At 41.3% G+C, this 22845-nt stretch carries 25 protein-coding genes; 22 read left to right on the plus strand and 3 right to left on the minus strand.

All coding sequences use genetic code 11. The features are described from left to right. Positions 1 to 102 precede the first annotated feature (102 nt). Positions 103 to 1197 carry a hypothetical protein gene (locus ACQKEV_RS03290; RefSeq protein ID WP_427443329.1) on the minus strand — a complete coding sequence of 365 codons (1095 nt, stop codon included), beginning with the start codon at positions 1195 to 1197 and terminating at the stop codon, positions 103 to 105. A 57-nt stretch (positions 1198 to 1254) separates the two neighbouring features. Further along, positions 1255 to 1635, minus strand: coding sequence for a hypothetical protein (locus tag ACQKEV_RS03295; protein WP_427457703.1), 381 nt, complete (start codon positions 1633 to 1635; stop codon positions 1255 to 1257). A gap of 164 nt (positions 1636 to 1799) precedes the next feature. Here ACQKEV_RS03295 and ACQKEV_RS03300 point away from each other — a divergent pair, with 164 nt between their 5' ends. The 10 genes from ACQKEV_RS03300 to rpmE all read left to right on the plus strand — a co-directional run bounded on the left by ACQKEV_RS03300 (position 1800) and on the right by rpmE (position 10973). After that, the gene (locus tag ACQKEV_RS03300) at positions 1800 to 1964 is read left to right on the plus strand and encodes a hypothetical protein (protein WP_427443333.1); all 165 of its coding nucleotides are present in this window, start codon (positions 1800 to 1802) and stop codon (positions 1962 to 1964) included. 66 nt (positions 1965 to 2030) lie between these two features. Next, positions 2031 to 2582, plus strand: a complete 552-nt coding sequence (rpoE, locus tag ACQKEV_RS03305; protein WP_427443334.1) for a DNA-directed RNA polymerase subunit delta — start codon at positions 2031 to 2033, stop codon at positions 2580 to 2582. A gap of 291 nt (positions 2583 to 2873) precedes the next feature. Then, positions 2874 to 4469 (plus strand): CTP synthase, encoded by a 1596-nt coding sequence (locus tag ACQKEV_RS03310; RefSeq protein WP_427443336.1) that lies wholly within the window; start codon positions 2874 to 2876, stop codon positions 4467 to 4469. 262 nt (positions 4470 to 4731) lie between these two features. Beyond that, positions 4732 to 5091 (plus strand): response regulator, encoded by a 360-nt coding sequence (locus tag ACQKEV_RS03315; RefSeq protein WP_269927674.1) that lies wholly within the window; start codon positions 4732 to 4734, stop codon positions 5089 to 5091. A 100-nt stretch (positions 5092 to 5191) separates the two neighbouring features. Beyond that, a complete protein-coding gene (locus ACQKEV_RS03320) occupies positions 5192 to 6049 on the plus strand; it encodes a class II fructose-bisphosphate aldolase (RefSeq protein WP_427443338.1) in 858 nt (285 codons plus the stop codon). Between the two features lie 80 nt (positions 6050 to 6129). Next, complete coding sequence (gene fsa / locus ACQKEV_RS03325) at positions 6130 to 6780, plus strand: fructose-6-phosphate aldolase (RefSeq protein WP_427443340.1); 651 nt, start codon at positions 6130 to 6132, stop codon at positions 6778 to 6780. A 32-nt stretch (positions 6781 to 6812) separates the two neighbouring features. After that, complete coding sequence (locus ACQKEV_RS03330) at positions 6813 to 8111, plus strand: UDP-N-acetylglucosamine 1-carboxyvinyltransferase (RefSeq protein ID WP_427443342.1); 1299 nt, start codon at positions 6813 to 6815, stop codon at positions 8109 to 8111. Positions 8112 to 8198: 87 nt separating this feature from the next. Then, entirely contained in the window at positions 8199 to 9167 is a 969-nt protein-coding gene (glpX, locus tag ACQKEV_RS03335; RefSeq protein WP_427443344.1) for a class II fructose-bisphosphatase, read from the plus strand. Positions 9168 to 9295: 128 nt separating this feature from the next. Then, positions 9296 to 10579 (plus strand): transcription termination factor Rho, encoded by a 1284-nt coding sequence (gene rho, locus ACQKEV_RS03340; protein WP_427443346.1) that lies wholly within the window; start codon positions 9296 to 9298, stop codon positions 10577 to 10579. A gap of 178 nt (positions 10580 to 10757) precedes the next feature. Then, positions 10758 to 10973 carry a 50S ribosomal protein L31 gene (rpmE, locus tag ACQKEV_RS03345; RefSeq protein WP_016428276.1) on the plus strand — a complete coding sequence of 72 codons (216 nt, stop codon included), beginning with the start codon at positions 10758 to 10760 and terminating at the stop codon, positions 10971 to 10973. Between the two features lie 304 nt (positions 10974 to 11277). Here rpmE and ACQKEV_RS03350 read toward each other — a convergent pair whose 3' ends face one another. Beyond that, positions 11278 to 12120 (minus strand): nuclease-related domain-containing protein, encoded by an 843-nt coding sequence (locus ACQKEV_RS03350; RefSeq protein ID WP_427443350.1) that lies wholly within the window; start codon positions 12118 to 12120, stop codon positions 11278 to 11280. Positions 12121 to 12324: 204 nt separating this feature from the next. On the opposite strand from ACQKEV_RS03350, the gene ACQKEV_RS03355 reads away from it, so the two are divergent. The 12 genes from ACQKEV_RS03355 to ACQKEV_RS03410 all read left to right on the plus strand — a co-directional run bounded on the left by ACQKEV_RS03355 (position 12325) and on the right by ACQKEV_RS03410 (position 22657). Continuing rightward, positions 12325 to 12540 (plus strand): hypothetical protein, encoded by a 216-nt coding sequence (locus ACQKEV_RS03355; RefSeq protein ID WP_427443352.1) that lies wholly within the window; start codon positions 12325 to 12327, stop codon positions 12538 to 12540. Positions 12541 to 12665: 125 nt separating this feature from the next. Next, positions 12666 to 13280, plus strand: a complete 615-nt coding sequence (locus tag ACQKEV_RS03360) for a thymidine kinase (protein ID WP_427443354.1) — start codon at positions 12666 to 12668, stop codon at positions 13278 to 13280. Between the two features lie 183 nt (positions 13281 to 13463). Next, positions 13464 to 14543: a peptide chain release factor 1 gene (gene prfA, locus ACQKEV_RS03365; RefSeq protein ID WP_427443355.1), complete on the plus strand. Its 1080-nt coding sequence runs from the start codon at positions 13464 to 13466 to the stop codon at positions 14541 to 14543. Further along, positions 14527 to 15393: a peptide chain release factor N(5)-glutamine methyltransferase gene (gene prmC / locus ACQKEV_RS03370; protein ID WP_427443357.1), complete on the plus strand. Its 867-nt coding sequence runs from the start codon at positions 14527 to 14529 to the stop codon at positions 15391 to 15393. The genes prfA and prmC overlap by 17 nt, the downstream gene beginning before the upstream one ends. 44 nt (positions 15394 to 15437) lie before the next feature. Then, positions 15438 to 16004, plus strand: coding sequence for a stage II sporulation protein R (locus ACQKEV_RS03375; protein ID WP_427443359.1), 567 nt, complete (start codon positions 15438 to 15440; stop codon positions 16002 to 16004). A gap of 82 nt (positions 16005 to 16086) precedes the next feature. Further along, positions 16087 to 17121 carry an L-threonylcarbamoyladenylate synthase gene (locus ACQKEV_RS03380; RefSeq protein WP_427443361.1) on the plus strand — a complete coding sequence of 345 codons (1035 nt, stop codon included), beginning with the start codon at positions 16087 to 16089 and terminating at the stop codon, positions 17119 to 17121. 57 nt (positions 17122 to 17178) lie between these two features. Next, a complete protein-coding gene (locus tag ACQKEV_RS03385; RefSeq protein ID WP_427443363.1) occupies positions 17179 to 17670 on the plus strand; it encodes a manganese efflux pump in 492 nt (163 codons plus the stop codon). Positions 17671 to 17679: 9 nt separating this feature from the next. Further along, the gene (locus ACQKEV_RS03390) at positions 17680 to 18123 is read left to right on the plus strand and encodes a low molecular weight protein arginine phosphatase (protein WP_427443365.1); all 444 of its coding nucleotides are present in this window, start codon (positions 17680 to 17682) and stop codon (positions 18121 to 18123) included. A gap of 393 nt (positions 18124 to 18516) precedes the next feature. After that, complete coding sequence (gene rpiB, locus ACQKEV_RS03395) at positions 18517 to 18957, plus strand: ribose 5-phosphate isomerase B (protein ID WP_427443367.1); 441 nt, start codon at positions 18517 to 18519, stop codon at positions 18955 to 18957. A 14-nt stretch (positions 18958 to 18971) separates the two neighbouring features. Continuing rightward, on the plus strand, positions 18972 to 19523 hold the full coding sequence (locus tag ACQKEV_RS03400; protein WP_427443369.1) for a TIGR01440 family protein: 552 nt from the start codon (positions 18972 to 18974) through the stop codon (positions 19521 to 19523). Between the two features lie 21 nt (positions 19524 to 19544). Further along, positions 19545 to 20780: a serine hydroxymethyltransferase gene (glyA, locus tag ACQKEV_RS03405; RefSeq protein ID WP_427443371.1), complete on the plus strand. Its 1236-nt coding sequence runs from the start codon at positions 19545 to 19547 to the stop codon at positions 20778 to 20780. Positions 20781 to 21277: 497 nt separating this feature from the next. Next, complete coding sequence (locus ACQKEV_RS03410) at positions 21278 to 22657, plus strand: amino acid permease (protein ID WP_427443373.1); 1380 nt, start codon at positions 21278 to 21280, stop codon at positions 22655 to 22657. Positions 22658 to 22845: the final 188 nt, after the last annotated feature.

The following is a 22845-nucleotide window of genomic DNA, read 5'->3' on the forward strand; positions in this document are numbered from 1 at the left end:
TATAAATCATATCTTGCTAGGTGATCATCCAATGGGGAAATCTCCATAAGGGCAACCCTTTTTATAAACTGACTACAAATCAACCTTTTTTCTAACAAAGTCTTATAAAAAATACGGACCAATCAAGAAAAATAGAATCATGAAATTCACAGCAGTCGAATATAAAATCAACGTATTGCCATTGTCTTCCGTTACTTTTGTGCGAGAAATGAAAATAGGAACTAAACATAAAATACCTGCGAAAATAAGTATCGCGTTGAGTTGCCAAACCTCTGTTATATAAGGAGTTTTCATGATGATGTTCTCAGTGTTGAAGACGGTTACAAACAAGGTGAGTTGGCTGACAACCAAAGCAAATGTATTCACCAGTAAGGCAATGAAGTAAGCATTGGCATTACGCATTTTATGAAGTAAAGCAAGTGAGCCATAACCAATGCTAAATGCCGGAATAAACCAAGCGAAAGAAAGCAACATCATCACGAAGCCGTTAAACAGAATCGTTAACAATGTATAGAGTGCTTCCATATTGTCGCTTTCAAGACCGTTCAAACTTTGCTCACGTTTTTCTTCGGTGGTTGAAGAATACATTAGTTTTTGAACAGTTCCGTTTGATTGGAAATATGCCAGGGTATCGTCATTGAGTAGAATCGGATTAGTATAAAGATCTCCAACTTTCGTAGAAGCCGATGCCTCAATCAGTTTATCGGCAGCAGCACCGACATACGCTTGATTCACTTTTTTGCCAGATGAATCATAGTGCGAAGCGGTGAAAGAAATATATGTATTGGCTTTTCCGACATAGAGATTCGGAAAGCGAACGTCTGTTAATTCGACACCGGTTTTCTGATCGACAAAAGTAAGTTCAGAGAAAGAAGGCGTTTCTTGCTCCGCTAAATTGAACGTGGTTGTTCGTATAAATTTTTGTCGCGAGCCGCCGGAATTGATTCCAATATCTAACAACATGCCGTATTGCTGATCCTGCTTTGAATAAATCCTCAGCGATTGAATGATTTCACTGGAATTCGTGGTGAACTCGAACAATTCATTTATGTCACCATCAGCCTGATATACGGTGAACCGATTCGTGAGGACGTCACGGGTAAGGATGAAAATTTTCTCACCCACAACCTCTGCAGTGAATATCGGTTTCTCGGTGATGTAGGAGACTGGGACTGTCTTGCCTTTTTCAATGAACACTTTTTGATCCGCTGTCCAATAAACTAGTGTGTCGCCAGTCTTTATGAAATCCTCAACCTAGTCGGCAATCATTTCTTTTTCACCAGAAACAGTCGAACGAATGAGCGAATCTTCAACGAGATAGTAGGAAGTTTTACCGTCGCTCCATGTATTCTTCTTAGCGTTCAATTCTGTATTCGACCACGTTTTTTTACAAACCATATCTAATGAACAGTCATATAAATCCAGTCTTCTGAAATTCAACAAGCTAATTGCGTGGCCATTTTCAGTCGGCACACTTTGGAGTTTTACATAATCACTGGCTTGCTCATCTGTAGGAAAAGATCGGCTCCATTCAGGTGAAGGCGGCGCTTTCTGTTCATTCAAGGTGACCCAATACTGGGAACCTATCAATAGGAGAAAGAGTCCCATCGTGTATAGTTTAATTTTTCTATTCATCATCGAGTCCTTTGCACAAAGAAGTATTTTTTATTAGTATGGCATAGTTTTCCAATTTGATAAATATTAGAAATCAAATAATATTCGGAATCTCTTGATAAAATGACGAACTTATTAACTTATTTGGGTATAATAGAACAAGAGGATTTAGGAGGATGTCAATCATGAAAAATACAATACATTATGTCGTGATTTTGGCATGCCTTATCGTGACGTTTTTCTTGTATAATAAGCAAATGGGATCCATTCCTTTGCTAATATTATCGATTTACTTGTTTTATTTTGGCTGGTTGAGATTGCGTGAATCAAAAAACAACAAATCACGGTAGCATATTTCAATGAGGTTTGTATATAATGGTTATTATGCCAACGTATGTAGAAAGGACGTGCACGATTTGAAATTTCGTGAAATGACAACAGAACAACTAAGTGAAGAATCGTTTATAGATTTAGGATATGCAGTATTGGAAGAAAAACACGAATCTCTGACTTTGCAAGAATTACTAGATGAGATTAAAAAATTAAATCATTTTACTGATGCACAAATGAAAGAACGTATGCTTCAGTACTATACAGATATGAACATCGATGGTCGCTTCCTTGCGATCTCGGAAAATCGTTGGGGCTTACGCGAGTGGTACCCAGTGGAACAAATTGAAGAAGAAACAGCGCCGACTGTAAAAGTTCGCAAGAAGAAAGCAAAAGCGGCTGTGGATGAAGACGATCTTGAAGATGATTCAGATGATGATGAAATCGCATTCGAAGAAGACTTCGATGAATTCGTTGAAGATGTAGATGGCGAAGACGAAGACTTCGATTTGGATGAAGACGACGATGAAGAAGAAATCGAAGAAGTGGTTGCTGAAGAACTTCTTGATACAGAAGATGAATTCGAAATCGTAGACGAAGAAGATGAGGATGAAGAAGACGAAGAAGAAGAAGTATAATAAATCTTGACTTCTTTGGTCATTCGGATTACTCTTTTACTTGGGCTCCCTAAAAAGGGAGATTGAACGCTTATATAATGCGCTCCCCCTGCAAACGCTGCAGGTGGGGCGCTTTTTTTATTTTAAAAGTGTAAAGCGCAACATTAGTTCGAAGTTATAGAAAACTGTAAGAAAAGAAGTTTTCACTAAGTTTCAAAACTTGGAAACAAGCCGAAACTTGAAACAATCTTGGACTTTTTAACAGCATGCCTCAACCAAATTCACAAATACACCTTACAGGAGGAGTTAGCTTTGACAAAATATATTTTCGTAACAGGTGGAGTAGTTTCTTCACTTGGCAAAGGAATTACCGCGGCATCACTAGGTCGTTTACTTAAGAATCGTGGTTTGAACGTAGCGATCCAGAAATTCGATCCTTATATCAACGTAGACCCAGGTACAATGAGCCCGTACCAACATGGGGAAGTTTATGTAACGGACGACGGTGCAGAAGCAGACTTGGATCTTGGTCACTATGAGCGTTTCATTGACATTAATGTCAGCAAATTCTCAAACGTAACAACAGGGAAAGTATATTCTGCAGTGTTGAAAAAAGAACGTCGTGGCGACTATTTGGGCGGAACGGTTCAAGTCATTCCACATATCACAAATGAAATTAAAGAACGTTTAGTTCGTTCTGCAAAAGAAACACATGCAGATGTCGTCATCACTGAAATTGGTGGAACAGTAGGGGATATCGAATCACTGCCATTCCTTGAAGCGATCCGCCAAATGAAAGGCGACTTCGGTGCTGAAAATGTTATGTACATCCACTGTACATTAATTCCATACATCCGTGCTGCAGGCGAAATGAAAACAAAACCTACACAACATAGTGTTAAAGAATTGCGCAGTTTAGGAATTCAGCCAAACATTATCGTAGTGCGAACAGAATATGCAGTACCACAAGACATGAAAGATAAAATTGCGTTGTTCTGTGACATTAAAGCAAGCGAAGTAATTGAAGCACGTGATGCTGAGTCATTATACGAAGTACCATTGATGCTTCAAGAACAACATATGGACCAAATTGTTCTTGATCACTTCGGCATCAAGGCGCCTGAAGCAGACATGGCCGATTGGACTGCTCTAGTAGACCGAGTGAAAAACTTATCGAAAAAAGTGCGCATTGGTTTAGTTGGTAAATACGTTGAATTACAAGATGCGTACATCTCAGTCGTTGAAGCGATGAAACATGCAGGGTTTGCATTTGATGCAGACGTTGAAGTGAAATGGATCAACGCTGAACACGTGAACGAAGGCAATGTAGCTGAATGGTTAAGCGATGTTGACGGCGTTCTAGTTCCAGGTGGCTTTGGTGACCGTGGAGTTGAAGGGAAAATTGCGGCAACTGCTTATGCACGTGAGAACAATGTACCATTCTTAGGTATTTGTTTAGGAATGCAATTAGCAACTGTTGAATTTGCACGAAACATTTTGGATATGAAAGACGCACATTCTGCGGAATTGAATCCAGCAACACCATACCCAATCATCGACTTGTTACCGGAACAAAAAGACGTCGAAGATTTAGGCGGTACACTGCGCTTAGGACTTCAACCTTGTAAACTGGTTCCTGGCTCTAAAGCGTATGAAGCTTACGGACAAGAGTTAGTATACGAGCGTCACCGTCACCGTTACGAGTTCAATAATGAATACCGTGAGCAATTTGAAGCAGCAGGCTTCATTTTCTCGGGTACGAGCCCAGATGGCCGATTAATCGAAGTGATCGAAATTCCAAATCACCCATTCTTCGTCGCATCTCAGTTCCACCCAGAATTCATCTCACGTCCACAACGACCACAACCACTATTCCGCGAGTTCATCAAAGCGGCTGTAGGGGAATAATAAGTACAAAAGCCCGCTCCTTTCTTGAATGAAGGAGCGGGTTTTTATATGGTTTGTACAACATTTGTCTGACTTCTGACTTTAAGTATTTCTAAAAAAATACACTAATCTTAGTTGACTTCCTGTATCATAATAAAAGAACTTATTCTTTTCGGATTAAACAACAAATATTTATTAATTATGGGCTATTTTATGCAGGATATTGGAAAAGATTGTAGAATTATTAAGAATAGTACCAGTGCAAGCAAAGGGGAACATTTTCATGAAACAATTACTGATTGTGGATGATCAACAAGGGATTCGACTTTTATTAAATGAAGTGTTTAAACGTGAAGGTTACACGACATTTTTGGCTGCGAATGGAATTGAGGCATTAGAACTAGCTGAGAGAGTTAAGCCGGACGGTGTGCTCCTAGATATGAAGATTCCGGGAATGGATGGAATCGAAATTTTAAAACGTATCAAATCGCGCACTCCTGACTTACCGGTCGTGATGATGACGGCGTACGGAGAACTAGATTTAATCAAAGAAGCAATGGATTTAGGTGCTTCACATTATTTCACAAAGCCCTTTGATATTTACGAAGTACGCGATGCTGTAAACGGAATGTTAAAAGAATGACACAAGCAGGCAGTGGCAAACACTGCCTGTTTTTGTTATGATAAGAGATGGTTAAGATGTAAATTTAATATTTCCTATTCACGAAACGGAGGATTCCTCAATGGCTTTAGTATCGATGAAAGACATGATGATCAAAGGGAAAAAAGAAGGCTATGCAATTGGACAATTCAATATCAACAACTTGGAGTTCACGCAAGCCATTTTACAAGCAGCTGAAGCAGAAAAATCTCCAGTAATTTTAGGCGTTTCTGAAGGGGCAGCTAAATATATGGGCGGTTTCACAACCGTTGTTCACATGGTAAAAGGATTGATGCACGACTATAAAATTACGGTTCCTGTAGCGATTCATTTAGATCATGGTTCAAGTTTTGAGAAATGTAAAGAAGCAATTGATGCTGGATTCACATCTGTCATGATCGATGCATCTCATCATCCATTGGAAGAGAATATTTCAATCACGTCTCAAGTAGTGGAATATGCACACGCACACGGCGTGTCTGTAGAAGCTGAACTTGGTACGGTTGGTGGACAAGAAGATGACATTATCGCAGATGGCGTCATTTATGCAGATCCGAAAGAATGTGCTGAACTGGTTTCTCGCACTGATATCGACTGCTTGGCACCTGCACTTGGTTCTGTTCATGGTCCATACAAAGGAGAACCGAATTTAGGTTTTGCTGAAATGGAAGAAATCTCGAAATTATCAGACCTACCACTTGTATTACATGGTGGTACTGGAATTCCTGTAAAAGATATTCAACGTTCGATTCTACTTGGAACGGCGAAAATCAATGTGAATACTGAAAATCAAATTGCAGCTACGAAAGCAATCCGTGATATGTTAAATAGCGATGCGGAAGTTTATGATCCACGTAAATATTTAATTCCTGCTCGTGAAGCAATTAAAAATACTGTACAAGGTAAAATGCGTGATTTCGGAAGTTCTGGAAAAGCTTAAATATAACAACTCGAAATTGAAAGGAGAAGTGTCGAAATACGGCCTTCTCCTCTTTTTCCATCATCTGGAGGCAAATAAAAATGAAATTTTTTATCGATACAGCAAACTTTGAAGAAATTAAAGAAGCACACGCATGGGGTATTTTGTCAGGCGTAACAACAAATCCATCACTTGTGGCAAAAGAAAATATTTCTTTCCACGATCGTTTACGTGAAATCACTTCACTTGTAGATGGTTCAGTCAGTGCAGAAGTAATTGCATTGGATGCAGAAGGTATGATTAATGAAGGTCGCGAATTAGCGGCAATCGCACCAAATATCACGGTGAAATTACCAATGACACCAGACGGTTTGGCAGCTTGTTCGGTATTTTCAAAAGAAGGCATTAAAACAAACATCACATTGATCTTCAGTGCAAACCAAGCTTTGCTTGCTGCACGTGCTGGAGCAACTTATGTATCACCATTCCTTGGGCGTTTGGATGATATCGGTCATAACGGCATGGATTTAGTCGGTACGATTGCACAAATCTTCGAGTTACACAATATAGATACAGAAATCATTGCTGCATCAATTCGCCATCCACAACACGTGACAGACGCAGCGCTTCACGGAGCACACATTGGAACAATGCCGATAAACGTAATGAAACAAATGTTCAAACATCCTTTAACGGATAAAGGAATTGATGCATTTTTAGCGGATTGGAATAACCGATTAAGTGCAGAATAAGTTAACTCTTGAATTGATTGTAGGTGAATTACATGGAAGTGTATAAAATTAATGGGCAAAAACGTTTACAAGGAACGATTAAAGTGAGCGGAGCCAAAAACAGCGCGGTCGCTTTAATCCCGGCATCTATTTTAGCGAATTCTCCTGTCACGATTGAAGGATTACCGGAAATCTCGGATGCTTGGACACTGAAAGAATTGCTAGAGGAAATCGGTGGGGACGTATCTTTCGATAACGGTACAATGAACATTGATCCTACTAAAATGCAAGGCATGCCTTTGCCAAACGGCAATGTTAAAAAACTACGTGCATCCTATTATTTGATGGGTGCTATGCTGGGTCGCTTCAAAAAAGCGGTCATTGGCTTGCCAGGTGGCTGTTTCCTAGGACCTCGTCCGATTGATCAACACATCAAAGGCTTTGAAGCTCTTGGTGCTAAAGTGACGAACGAACATGGTGCCATTTATTTGCGTGCGGATGAATTGCGCGGTGCCAAGATTTATTTGGACGTTGTGAGTGTTGGTGCAACTATCAACATTATGTTGGCTGCCGTAATGGCAAAAGGACAAACGACGATTGAAAATGCAGCGAAAGAACCTGAAATCATTGATGTAGCGACTTTGTTAACAAACATGGGAGCAAAAATCAAAGGTGCAGGGACAAACGTTATTCGTATCGATGGAGTGGAAGAACTTCATGGGACGAACCACACGATTATCCCCGATCGAATTGAAGCTGGAACATTCATGATCATGGCTGCTGTGGCTGGTGACGGTATCACAATTGACAATGTCATTCCATTCCATATGGAAGCACTGACGGCAAAACTGCGTGAAATGGGCGTTAAAATTGAAGAAGGCGAAGAAAGTATTTTCATTCCGAAATCAGAGAATTTACAGGCAGTGGATGTAAAAACACTGGTGTACCCTGGTTTTGCAACGGATTTACAACAACCTTTCTCTGTTTTAATGACACAGGCATCAGGTTCTTCCGTGATTACGGACACGATTTATTCAGCACGTTTCAAACATATCGATGAATTAAAACGTATGAATGCAAGTGCACGTGTAGAAGGACGAACAGCCATTATTTCCGGACCTGCGAAATTGGAATCCGCTTCAGTTCGGGCATCTGATTTGCGAGCAGGAGCAGCCCTTGTACTGGCTGGATTGATTGCCGAAGGGGAAACAGAAATTCGCGATATATATCATATCGAACGCGGCTACAGCTCGTTGATTGATAAATTGCGTGCCCTTGGAGCAGATATTCGACGCGAAACAATTGAAGATGAACACGAACATACAACCAACAAAGAAGACAACGAAAAATAAAAATCTGACCACTTGTCACATATGGTACAATGACAGGTGGAAGATTTGACTTAAATAAATGACCGGATAACGGGAGGAACAAACAAAATGGAACGCAGTTTATCAATGGAGTTAGTGCGTGTAACAGAAGCAGCAGCAATCGCTTCGGCACGTTGGATGGGCCGAGGTTTGAAAAATGAAGCGGATGACGCAGCAACTACAGCTATGCGAAACGTTTTTAACTCCATCCCGATGCAAGGGGTCGTCGTAATCGGCGAAGGCGAAATGGACGAAGCACCGATGCTATATATTGGTGAAGAACTAGGTCTTGGCATTGGCGGTCCGGAAGTGGATATCGCAGTTGACCCTCTTGAAGGAACGAATATCGTGGCTTCAGGCGGATGGAATGCGCTTGCAGTTCTTGCAATCGCAGACAGAGGCAACCTGCTGAACGCACCGGATATGTACATGGACAAATTGGCAGTAGGACCTGAAGCAAGAGGCCAAGTGGACATTAACGCTTCTGTAACAGATAACTTACGTGCGGTTGCACGTGCTAAAAACAAAGATATCGAAGACGTTGTGGCAACGATTTTAAACCGTCCACGTCACCAAAAAATCATTGATGAAATCAGAGCATCAGGTGCTCGTATTAAACTGATCAATGATGGCGACGTTGCGGGTGCAATCAACACAGCATTCGATGAAACAGGTGTAGATATTTTATTCGGACTTGGTGGAGCGCCAGAGGGTGTTATTGCTGCAGTTGGCTTGAAATGTCTAGGTGGCGAAATTCAAGGTAAACTAGTTCCTTCTAATGAGCAAGAATTAGAACGTTGTATTCGTATGGGACTAGATGTAAACCGTGTATTCCGTATGGAAGACCTTGTAAAAGGCGACGACGCAATCTTTGCGGCAACGGGTGTAACGGATGGTGAATTACTGCGTGGAGTTCAATTCAAAGGAGCTTATGCAGAATCTCATTCATTAGTTATGCGTGCAAAATCAGGCACAGTCCGTTTCGTAGAAGGACGTCACAGCTTGAAGAAAAAACCTCATCTAATGATGGAAGACTAACTTCAAATATATGTGCCTGGCCATGAAATATGGCCGGGCATCTTCTACTAAAATCAATTCTTGCAGAACCAACCCTACCTTCAACTTGAATCGACATAACAAAATATGTAAAAGAGTGGTGCCACTTTATGACAACATTAAAGATTGCTGAACTAGAAAGTATGACGTTAAAAGAACTGTATGCGCTTGCACGCAAGTTCAAAATCTCTTACTACAGCAAACTAACGAAAAAAGAACTTATTTTTGCGATTTTAAAAACACGCGCAGAACAAGAAGGCTACTTCTTCATGGAAGGTGTCCTGGAAATCATTCAATCTGAAGGGTTCGGTTTCTTGCGCCCCATCAACTATTCTCCGAGTTCAGAAGATATTTATATTTCTGCATCCCAAATTCGCCGTTTCGACTTACGTAACGGAGACAAAGTAACAGGTAAAGTACGTCCGCCAAAAGAAAATGAACGATACTACGGTTTATTGCACGTGGAATTAGTAAATGGCGAAGATCCGGATTCGGCAAAAGAACGTGTGCATTTCCCTGCACTGACGCCATTATATCCAGACCGTCACATTAAGCTTGAAACGGAGTCAAACAATCTATCAACACGCATTATGGATTTAGTAGCACCTGTCGGGTTCGGCCAACGTGGCTTAATCGTGGCACCGCCAAAAGCGGGTAAAACGATGTTGCTAAAAGAAGTGGCAAACTCGATCACGACTAACTATCCGGATGCTGAACTGATTGTTTTATTAATCGACGAACGTCCAGAGGAAGTAACGGATATCGAACGTTCAGTCAATGCGGATGTTGTCAGTTCAACATTTGACGAAGTACCTGAAAATCACGTAAAAGTAGCGGAATTGGTTCTTGATCGTGCGATGCGTCTCGTTGAACACAAACGTGACGTTATCATATTGATGGACTCCATCACGCGTCTGGCACGTGCTTACAACTTGGTCATCCCACCAAGTGGCCGTACATTATCAGGTGGTATTGACCCGGCAGCGTTCCATCGTCCAAAACGTTTCTTCGGTGCTGCACGAAACATCGAAGAAGGCGGAAGCTTAACGATTCTCGCAACAGCACTAGTCGATACAGGATCACGTATGGACGAAGTAATTTACGAAGAGTTCAAAGGAACCGGTAACCTAGAACTTCACCTGGACCGCAGCTTGGCAGAGCGCCGTATTTTCCCGGCACTCGACATCCGTCGTTCGGGAACACGAAAAGAAGAGTTACTTCTTCCACCCGACCAACTCGAAAAACTATGGGCGATTCGCAAAACATTCTCGGATTCCCACGATTTCGGCGAACGCTTCCTGAAAAAACTGCGACAAACCAAATCAAACGAAGACTTCTTTGATATGCTTAATACCGAAATGAAGGAAAAACGTGGCGGTAAAGGTCTACTGTAAAAGGATAATTTCTTTATGGAATTAAGTACTTGATTTGTTTCGTAAAAATTGCTATACTGTAACTCGGTAGATTTACCATAGTCTGTGACATATACGGCTGAACAAGAACGGGTCGTGTAAGGTTACAGTTAAATAACCCACTCTGTTCCAGATGGTTCAGGGCGAGAGGAGATTTAAGATGAAACCAGGAATTCATCCCGATTACAAAACAGCTACAGTTACATGTTCATGTGGTAACTCGTTCGAAACAGGATCAGTAAAAGAAGACATCAAAGTTGAGTTTTGCTCAGAATGTCATCCATTCTATACTGGCCGTCAGAAATTCGCAGCAGCGGATGGCCGTGTTGATCGTTTCAACAAAAAATACGGTCTTAAAGAAGAAATCAACGAATAATCACAAAATACCCGCCTAGAGTTTCCACTCTAAGCGGGTGTTTTTTTGTATTTTTTACATTACATTGCGGGTGAGCGGTTGCTCAGTTGTAAAATTTGGGGTTCACGTAGTAAAAAACGGCAGTGACGTAGGAAAAAGAAGAGGTCACGTAGGAAAAATCGCCATCCACGTAGGAATCCCATTTATACCACACCAGCACTTCACAAAAAAGGCTGCCGAGCGAAGCGAACAGCCCCCATTTAAAGCTCTTCAAAATCTTTAATGTTTAGAGAAATACCCTTATCCAATCTACTTATATTGTAGATTATTTCGTTATCCAGAAATTATTAGTATAGAGATAGCGTCGATACTTGTTATGACTTTGAGATTCAAGATCAAACTTTTTAAAGAGATATGATGCAGCATACTTATCTTTCAGTTCAAGAAAATGGACACATTCTTTGTTTGAAATGGACGTTTTACAAAGATAAAACCATTCTTCAAGAGCAAGGTGATACAGCGTTTGCCTAGAAACTTTGCACAACGGGCATCTCATATGTGTGGTGATTTTCACTTTACAGTTTGGACAGAAGACACCAGTTTCTAGTAAGCTCCAGTCAAATTGAAATTGATCGGCTATAGGAGTTGGATGGTAAGTAGTTAAATGCGCCGTAAGAAACTGGACCAATTTTTTAAAGGTAGTTGGGCGGATAACATCTGGGAGTTGGTTGAGTTTTTCAATGTGATTGGGGAGATCACAAGCCATCAAGACTGTTACTTTTTCAGGGGGTTCCACAATGTGGGTGGATGAAAAAGCGAAGACGATCCGATCGTGAATCGGCAATTCGATTTTAAGATGTGTCAAAAGTTTTTGAAGTTTTACATGGTGTCTGAGTACTTGTTGTTCAGGGCATTTATAGGTTTCAGTATTCCCATTTAATTCGCGAACTAGTTGTTTCGGGTTTTTCTGAAAATAGACCTTCCCTTTAATATTCTTGATTTCAAGTATAGCGATATATTTCTGTGTAACAATAAGCGTATCGACTTGTAGATAAGACTGTGGTCCGGTTTGGATATGTAGCCCCTTAAAAATAGCATGACTTTTTGGGAAGTCAATTTGATGAAGGAATCGATCTGCATAGGTTTCACCGATAAATCCAGCTTCCATACCTTTGATTTTAGATAAGAATTGCGATAAATTAGGATGATTTAAAGGAAATCGATGAAGAGCACGATTATAAACATGAAATTCTTTAGGTAATATTCGTTCCGTGAAGATAAGAATTCTCCTTCCTAAAATTGAATTTTCAGATATATAATAAAGGCTAGCATTTCTGCGGTGTTAATAGCAAGTTTAGAGATTAGTAAATTGGTGAGCGAACGCTCAGTTGTGAAATTCGGGGTTCACGTAGGAAAAACGACGGTTGACGTAGGAAAAAAACAGCTTCACGTAGGAAAAATCGCCATCCACGTAGGAATCCACATTTATAACACACCAGCACTTCACAAAAAAGGCTGCCGAGCGAAGCGAACAGCCCCATTTAAAGCTTTTAAAACCTTTTATAATGCCCCACACGCCATTGCTTAGTGGGTGTTTCTGTGGGAATGTATTTAGTAACGCCATATCACATAACTTCATGAAAAAAAAGACAGGAAATGCAACATTATTTTCTGTATGATAGGGAATAGAGAGTTTTGAAAGGAGTGACTTCCATGTACGTGATGTCACAAACTGGCTGGGTAGAAGTCATTTGCGGAAGTATGTTTTCCGGGAAATCAGAAGAATTAATTCGTCGTGTGCGACGCGTGCAATTTGCGAAACAAAAAATTGCTGTGTTCAAACCGCGTTTAGATAATCGTTACAGCGAAGAAGAAGTAGTAAGTCACAATGGCACGAAAGTGATTGCAGTGCCTGTCGAACGTTCTAAAGATATTTGGGGATATATTTCAGATGAGTACGATGTCATTGGAATTGACGAGGCGCAATTTTTTGATGAAGGAATTGTGGAAGTTGTGCAACGTCTTGCGAATCATGGATTCCGCGTCATTGTTGCAGGTCTTGATCAAGATTTCCGCGGGGAACCATTCGGACCGATGCCAACATTGATGGCTGGTGCTGAACAAGTGACGAAGTTGCAGGCTGTGTGCCAAGTGTGTGGTTCACCGGCAAGCAGAACGCAACGTCTAATCAATGGAGAACCGGCTGGCTACGAAGATCCAATCATTTTGATTGGTGCAACGGAAGCTTACGAACCACGTTGCCGTCATCACCACGAAGTACCAGCAGGCGTTACCCACCAAACTTCATTAGTGTACGATAAAGAGTAGCCAGAGCTGCTCTTTTTCTTTTTTGTTCGTTAATATTAAAATCGTGGAATAAATGCCCATTCCAGTAAGAAGCTTCTAGTTAACGAACGCCGCACCGTTCCACTTTTCCAAGCTAGAGTAGCAATTTCCCCTCTTTTTCTATATAATTATACTGTTAATCACATGAACGGATGAGGTGAAAGTATGTTTGATCGCTTACAGTCGGTAGAAGACCGATATGATCGCTTAAATGAATTGCTCAGTGACCCTGAGATTGTTAATGATATGAATAAATTACGTACGCTTTCGAAAGAACAGTCGGACTTACAAGATACAGTCAATGCATACCGTGAATACAAACAAGTGAAAGAACAGCATGCAGACGCAAGAGCGATGCTTGACGATAAGCTTGATGCAGATATGCGTGAAATGGTCAAAGAAGAAATGAACGACCTGGCTGCACAGATTGATGCGTTGGAAGAACGTTTGAAGTTGTTATTAATTCCGAAAGACCCGAATGATGAGAAGAACGTAATCATGGAAATTCGCGGTGCTGCAGGTGGCGATGAAGCTGCTTTATTTGCAGGGAACTTATTCCGCATGTACAGCCGCTACGCTGATACGCAAGGTTGGAAAATCGAGATTATGGATGCTTCTCCTACCGGAATCGGTGGCTATAAAGAAGTTATCTTCATGATTAACGGGAAAGGTGCGTATTCGAAAATGAAATATGAAAACGGTGCTCACCGAGTTCAACGTGTTCCGGAAACGGAATCTGGTGGACGCATTCATACTTCAACAGCGACAGTTGCTTGTCTTCCTGAAGTAGAAGAAGTCGACGTGGAAATTCATGAAAATGATATCCGTACTGATACGTATGCATCTTCAGGTGCTGGTGGTCAGTCCGTTAATACAACGATGTCTGCGGTTCGTTTAACGCATATTCCAACCGGGACAGTCGTTACTTGCCAAGATGAAAAATCACAAATTAAAAACAAAGCGAAAGCGATGACGGTTCTTCGTGCTCGTGTTGCCGATAAATTCCGCCAAGAAGCTCAAGCTGAATATGATGCTGTCCGTAAATCTGCAGTTGGTTCAGGAGACCGCTCAGAACGAATTCGCACATACAACTATCCACAAAACCGCGTGACCGATCACCGCGTTGGATTGACGATTCAAAAATTGGATCAAATCATGGAAGGTAAACTCGACGAAATCGTGAATGTCCTTATTATGACGGATCAATCCGAACGACTTGAGCGCATGAATGAAACCAATGTGTAAATATGTATACGAGGCTCTCGCGCGAGCCTCGTCTTTTTTAATAGAAAATGGACGTGAAGAACCTGTCGCGCGTATGTTGCTTCAACATGTATTAAATAAAACACACGTGCAGTTGCTGATGGATATGCGTGAAGAAATCTCTGCCGAACAATTCAATCACTATTGGTCACTCATTGAACAACATAAGGACGGGAAACCGGTTCAATACATTATCGGTTCGGAAGAATTTTATGGTCGTACCTTCTCAGTCAATGAGCACGTTCTTATTCCACGTCCTGAAACAGAAGAACTCATTGCAGAGGCAACTTCCCGTATGAAACGATTATTTAACAATCAAACAGAGTTAACTCTTGCCGATATCGGAACAGGTAGTGGGGCAATCGCCATTACGATGAAAGCTGAAGTTCCTTCCTTAAAAGTCACTGCAACGGATTTATCCACACAAGCATTGAAAGTTGCTCAAACGAACGCAGCTGAACTTGGAGTAGACATCACGTTCAAGCAGGGAGATTTGACGGCACCTATTTCTAGTGAAAAGTGGGATATCGTATTATCAAACCCACCTTATATTGCACACGATGAAGCTCCTACTCTATCAGATACGGTTTTGAATTATGAACCTCATAGTGCTCTTTTTGCGGATGAGCAAGGACTTCAATTATATAAAAGGTTAGCAGAGGAACTCCCAGCACTCATGAATCGTCCGGCACTGATTGGCCTGGAAATTGGCTATTCGCAAGGTCTGGCTGTCCGATCTTTCTTTCAAAAATCATTTCCTTCAGCTCAAGTTGATATAGTAAAAGATATAAACGGAAAAGAAAGAATGATTTTTTGTGAGATTCGTGTATAAACGATCAACACCTTGTCCACAATGTGGTCAAGGGGGAATGAACAATGATACAAGATTACGAGATTTTCAGAAACGAAGAACAGCAAACGAAGCGGTCTCCATGGATTGAATTGATTCTATCGCTCGTACTCATCCAAACGTTACTATTTTTATTACCAGTTATCAGCGGAGCGGCAGAAGCAGTGCCAGCGGACGCTATTCAAATAAGAATCGTCGCAAACAGCAACACGGACGAAGATCAACAAATCAAGTCGTTAATTCAACAAGAAATCCAGCCACTTCTTGAAAAAGCAGCTGCGAGTGTTCAAACAACTGCACAACTTGAAAAAGAATTGACGCAGTTATCCACTGACATCTCGTTAAAAGCGCAAGCCATTACGGAACAAGCCATTCATGTCAGCTTATCAAAAGCATTGATTCCACCAAAAACAGATGGCACTTTCTTTTATGCACAAGATTTCCACCAAGCACTTATTGTCACAATCGGAAGCGGCAAAGGGGACAATTGGTGGTGCGCTTTATTCCCAAAAGTCTGTTATCAAGAGGAAGAAGTAAAAGAAGAGCCTGTGAAGTTTTGGACATGGGAGTGGATAAAAAGCAAGTTTTGGTAAGAGTTATACACATTTACACACCTAGTTATCAACAGTATGTGCATAACTAAGTCGAAATCCTTTAAGAAAGGAGAATTATCGCATGAAAACGAAAAAACTAATTGTGGATAACATTGTGAATAAAAACCTAGTTTATTCACAAGCTGTGGAAAAATTAAATGCTGGTGAAGTTGTCGCATTTCCAACTGAAACTGTTTACGGTTTGGGTGCAATTGCAACGGATGAAAAAGCCGTCGCGAAAATTTTCGAGGCAAAAGGCCGACCATCTGACAACCCTTTGATTGTACATGTAGGCGCAGCTAATGATATCGAAAAATATGTGACGACAGTTCCTGATAAAGCTCAAGCATGTATTAAAGCATTTTGGCCGGGTCCGTTAACTTTGATCTTAAATGCAAAACCAAATACCTTCGCTTTCAATGTAACTGCAGGTTTATCAACAGTCGGATTGCGGATGCCTAATCATCCTGTGGCACTTGAATTGTTGACGATGTTGAATAAACCCGTTGCGGCACCCAGTGCAAATCGCAGTGGTAAACCAAGTCCAACAACCGCATTACATGTGGAAAAAGATTTAGAAGGACGTATTCCAATGATTTTGGATGGTGGGGCTACAGGAATCGGACTTGAATCAACCGTAGTGGATTTCACAGTTGATCCTCCAGTAATACTTCGACCAGGAGGCGTAACCGCTCAAATGTTGCACGAAGTCATCGGAGAAGTGATTGAACCGGATACAACAAAAATGGATGAAGCATCTGTACCACGGGCACCTGGTATGAAATATGCACACTATGCACCGGACGCTCCTGTGTATCTAATTCAACCAGACGTGGATGAAGTGAAGAAAGCCATTGAGTCTATACATATGAAACAACAGAAAGTTGCTTTACTTGCTCCAGATGATTTCAGTCAAAGTGAGGCGGACTGGTTCTTTTCATTTGGCGATCAAAAAAAACTTGAAGCTTCCGCACAATATTTATACGCACATTTACGTGCCTGTGATGAGACCACGGCAGACGTGATTTTGGTGACAGTACCAGAGCGGACGGGCGTTGGCGCAGCCATTTTCAATCGTTTGGAAAAAGCGGCGGATGGCAACTGGTGGTACTCCTAATCTCTTCCTTTTTTGCATAAGCTAGTAGCAATGCAAAAGAGAGGGGAGATTTTTTCGTTGTCTACAGAAATGTTTGCGGGCCTCCTTACCGCACTGGATGTCGTCGCTCTGTATAGTGTGTTGCCAAAAATCCGCTTCCCGCTCATCCTTGCCATTTGGACAGGAATTTTACATATGATTTTCCCGCTCCTTGGGTTCCTGGCGGGAGAATGGGTAACCTCGTTCATCGTAGAAGGTGGGCGTCTCATTTCCAGTGTACTGTTATTTTTAACAGGTGTGCATTTGTGTTTGTACCAACAAAAACCTAAATCTACGATCATTCCCCCCATGTTTCTTGCCATTGTTGTCAGCATTGATACCTTTTCAGTTAGCTTATCTTTTGGTATGCTTCAATTACACAAATGGTTCTTCTTATTCAGTGCCGGCTTTTTCGCCCTATCATTCTCTTATATGGCGCTAAAAAGCAAACTGATCAAGGGGCCATTGCTTACACGCATATCAGGGGTTTGTCTCATCATGATGGGCTTGCTCACTTTGCTAAATAAATGAGGGATTCACATGAACATCTATTTCGTCTGTACCGGAAATACGTGCCGCAGTCCGATGGCGGAAGCCATTTTCCAGTCTCATAATAAGGAAGGAATGGACGTCCGTTCTGCAGGTATCTATGCCATGGAGGATGGGGACATTTCTGAAAATGCCAAGCAAGTCATTCGTGAAGCTGGCATTGATTTCACACATTATTCCCGTCAAGTAAGTGAAGAGGATATACGCTGGGCAGACCTTGTATTGACAATGACGACCGCACATAAGCAACTGATTATGCAAGCCTTTCCTTTTGCTGCAGACAAAATCTTCACCCTGAAAGAATACGTACGCCCATACGGCCCACATGATGTGTCCGACCCATTTGGCGGAGACGCACACATGTACCGTCAAACATTCCTGGAACTCACACAGCTAACGAATGAATTACATATTAAGTTAAATGAAGAAAAATGACAGCTCTCGAATGATGGAGCTGTTTTTTTGTTATGTAAAAGCTTATTAGTTTTGGTTTTCGCTACGCTGCTGTTGGAAAGAAGTGATGTCTCATAACTAGTAGACTTGGTGAAACAGGATTAAGCTAACTTTTGAGTTTGTGAAAAATTTAACGCTCAAAACGGAGGGTTTATCGCTCACTCACGACATTTATCGCTCATACGGAGGAAATATCGCTCAAATCGAACACTTTATCGCTCAAACACGTCTCAACTCCAAGCTAAGTTAATGAGATAACACCAGCACTCCAATCTCTAAAAACGATAAAACAAGATTAGCTAGAATGGCACTTTGCGCTTTTCTTAGTAAAAATGGTAAGATTAAAAAGAATCTGAATAGAAAAGAGGGACTGAAATGAATATCGCGATATCTTCCGATCACGGGGGCAATAATTTGCGTAAAGAAATTACTTCTTTACTTGATGAACTGGGACACACATATCAGGATTTCGGTCCACAAACGAGCGATTCAGTTGATTATCCAGACTATGCAGGACCTGTTTCTGATGGTGTTGCTAAAGGGAAATTTGACCGAGGCATCTTAATTTGCGGTACAGGTATTGGCATGTCAATAGCAGCCAATAAAGTAAAAGGTATTCGCTGTGCATTGGTTCACGATGTGTTCAGCGCAAAAGCGACACGTGGACATAATGATACCAATATATTAGCAATGGGCGAACGTGTAATTGGTGGCGGCCTGGCGCGAGAAATTGTGAAAACATGGTTAGAAGGCGAGTTTGAAGGTGGACGTCACGAACGTCGCATTGCCAAACTTTCTGAACTCGAAAACATATAGAGGAGTTTGGTCATATGGATGCACTCACAATGTGGCAGCCGCAACTCGAACAATTGCTCAGTGAGTTTGCGACACAAGTCACGTTCATACCTGGGCAAATCATTGTGATTGGATGCTCGACCTCCGAAATTGTGGGGAAACGCATCGGCTCAGCAGGAGGGTTAGAAGTGGCGGAAAGCTTATTCAAGCCTTTACAAACATTTTCCAAAAAGCATGGAATTCATTTAGCTTTTCAAGGATGCGAGCATATTAACCGAGCGCTTACGATGGAACGACAAACGGCACTTGCTTACGGGCTAGAACCGGTAAATGTCATTCCTGTTCAAAAAGCGGGAGGTTCCATGTCTGCCTATGCCTATGTACAATTCAATGATCCGGTTGTGGTCGAACATTTACAAGCCCATGGTGGCATCGATATTGGACAAACTTTGATCGGCATGCACATTAAATCTGTTGCTGTGCCGATCCGAACAACAGTAAAACAAATTGGTGAAGCGATTGTCACACTCGCAACGACCCGACCGAAACTAATCGGCGGAGAGCGAGCAGTATATAAAATCAAGTAGACATAAAGGGGATATGGACACATGAAGAAGATTGCTGCGCAAGACAAAGCCGTTTTTGAGGCAATGACTGCTGAAAAGACTCGTCAACAAGGGAATATTGAATTAATCGCATCTGAGAACTTTGTTTCAGAAGCTGTAATGGAAGCTCAAGGGTCAGTATTAACGAATAAATACGCTGAAGGCTACCCAGGAAAACGCTATTATGGCGGCTGTGAACACGTAGACGTAGTGGAAAACATTGCACGTGACCGCTTGAAAGAAATTTTCGGCGCGGAACACGCAAACGTACAACCTCATTCTGGCTCACAAGCTAACATGGCCGTTTACATGACAGTACTTGAGCAAGGGGACACAGTTTTGGGAATGAATTTATCTCATGGTGGTCACTTAACACATGGTTCTTCAGTCAACTTCAGCGGAATTCAATACAACTTCGTTGAATACGGTGTTGATGAAATCACTGAAACAATCGATTATTCGGATGTACGTGAAAAAGCGATGCAGTATAAACCAAAAATGATCGTTGCAGGAGCAAGTGCATATTCTCGTACGCTTGATTTTGCGAAGTTCCGTGAAATTGCAGACGAAGTCGGTGCCTACTTGATGGTCGATATGGCGCACATCGCTGGCTTAGTAGCAGCGGGAGAGCATCCAAATCCAGTGCCGCACGCGCATTTCGTGACGTCAACAACGCATAAAACACTTCGTGGTCCACGTGGTGGATTGATCCTGACAACGGAAGAATTTGCGAAGAAAATTGATAAAACAATTTTCCCTGGAATTCAAGGTGGTCCGTTGATGCATGTAATTGCTTCGAAAGCAGTGGCATTCGGAGAAGCACAACAACCTGAATTCAAAACTTACATTCAACAAGTGGTGAAAAATGCGAAGGCATTGGCAACCTGCTTGATTGATGAAGGCATCGATGTCGTTTCAGGTGGCACGGATAATCACTTATTACTAGTTAACTTAAATTCTCTTAACTTAACAGGTAAAGTAGCAGAGAAGTTGTTGGACGAAGTCGGCATTACGGTTAATAAAAACACGATTCCTTTTGATAAACAAAGCCCATTCGTTACTTCTGGTATTCGAATCGGAACGCCAGCAGTAACATCTCGTGGCTTCAAAGAACCTGAAATGAAAGAAATCGCATCCATCATGGCGAAGCTATTAACCAACCATGAAGACGAAGCGGTTCATAAAGAAGCGGCAGAACGCGTAGCAGCACTTACTTCGAAGTTCCCTCTTTATCAATAATCATGAAAGAAGGTCATCTCCCACTCAGGAGATGACCTTCTTTTTTTATCTATTTAAAAGTCACGTAGGAAAAAAACGGGGATGACGTAGGAAAAATCGAGCTTCACGTAGGAAAAATCAGAGTTCACGTAGGAAACATCTAATATCCCCAAAAAAATCCTCTCAAAAATCATTCTATTCGAAATATTAAAATAATATAATAGATATCCAGTATAAAGAATTCTCATTTTTTGAATAATGTTTAAATCAGTTTATTCGAGGGTATTCCAAAGAAGGTCTTAAAACTGTAAAGTAACGAAATCAAACAAAATACTATTAGTTTGGAGGCATAAAAGCTATATTTCATAGGAAAAACGTCGCTTGAACTAGCACAAATGTAACTAGTCAAACTATTAAAAATGTTTTATATTAATATAATACTTTTTCTGCTTAAGTATTATACAATTTAAAACAACTAATTCATCATGATGAACAGAAGGACTAAGGGGGACGCAACAATGAAGAGTAAGACGCAATCAAAAGGTCTTCAACGGGGGCTTGAAGAAAGGCATATTACGTTAATGTCTTTAGGAGCGGCCATCGGAGTTGGACTGTTTCTTGGATCTGCAACTGCAATTAAGTTAGCGGGACCGAGTATTTTATTAGGATATGCAGTCGCAGGGATGATGATGTTCTTTATTATGAGAGCACTTGGTGAAATGGCCATTCACAAACCAGTAGCAGGATCTTTCAGTAAATACGCACGTGATTACTTAGGACCGTTGGCAGGATACATAACTGGTTGGAACTATTGGTTTTTATGGGTAGTCACTTGTATGGCTGAAATTACGGCCGTTGGAATTTACATGGAATACTGGTACCCAGACACACCACGCTGGATCTGGGCTCTAGCTGCATTAATCGCAATGGCTTCCATTAACTTCTTGGCAGTTAAAGCATATGGTGAATTGGAATTCTGGTTTGCATTAATTAAAATTGTCACGATTATTGCGATGATTTTTATAGGGTTAGGCATGATTGTCTTTGGAATTGGTAACGGCGGCATCGCAACCGGCATCAGTAATCTATGGGCACATGGAGGCTTTTTCCCGAACGGAATAGAAGGTCTCTTATTATCACTGCAAATGGTTATGTTTGCTTTCCTTGGTATTGAAATGATCGGCGTAACCGCTGGTGAAGTTAAAAATCCGGAGAAATCGTTGGCAAGAGCCATTGATTCTGTTTTCTGGCGCATTTTGATTTTCTACGTAGGTGCACTATTTGTCATCATGTCCATTTATCCTTGGGAGGAAATTGGATCAAAAGGAAGCCCGTTTGTCATGGCATTCGAACAAATCGGCATTCCAGGTGCTGCTGGTATCATCAACTTCGTTATTTTGACTGCAGCATTATCTTCTTGTAACAGTGGGATTTTTAGTACAGGAAGAATGTTATTTAACTTAGCAGAACACGGGGAAGCACCGAAGAAATTTGGACACCTGACTAGAAACGGGGTCCCTGGAAAAGCGGTCATTGCAACAGCAACTGTTTTATTGGTTGGCGTGGTTTTGAATTACATCGTGCCAGCTAAAGTGTTTACTTGGGTAACGAGTATCGCTACTTTCGGCGCTATCTGGACGTGGGGAATTATCCTGATTTCTCAAATACAGTTCCGCAAGCAACTCAAACCGGCAGAGAAAGCAAAACTGAAATACAAAGTTCCTTTCTTCCCGCTTACATCGTATATTGCGCTTGCGTTCCTGGCGTTCGTAATTGTAGTAATGGCGTATAGTCCAGACACTAGAATCGCATTGATTATTGGACCTCTATGGCTTGTCTTCTTAACGTTCTATTATTATGGAAAAGGGTTCAATAAAAAGAACCGAGCTCATCGCTAATTCAAATTTATGGCACCATGGACTTCGCGTCTGTGGTGCTTTTATCATTTAATCATGACATTCACGATTAGAAAGGGTGAAATTGGGTTAAATACGGTATAAGAAGTAGATTTAAACTTGCGTAATAATCGATATATTCACATCAAGTAGAATTCCGAATATTTAGCATATTTATGCATTCATATATA

It is taken from the genome of Paenisporosarcina sp. NPDC076907 (genome assembly GCF_050269735.1).
Taxonomy (GTDB): Bacteria; Bacillota; Bacilli; order Bacillales_A; family Planococcaceae; genus Paenisporosarcina.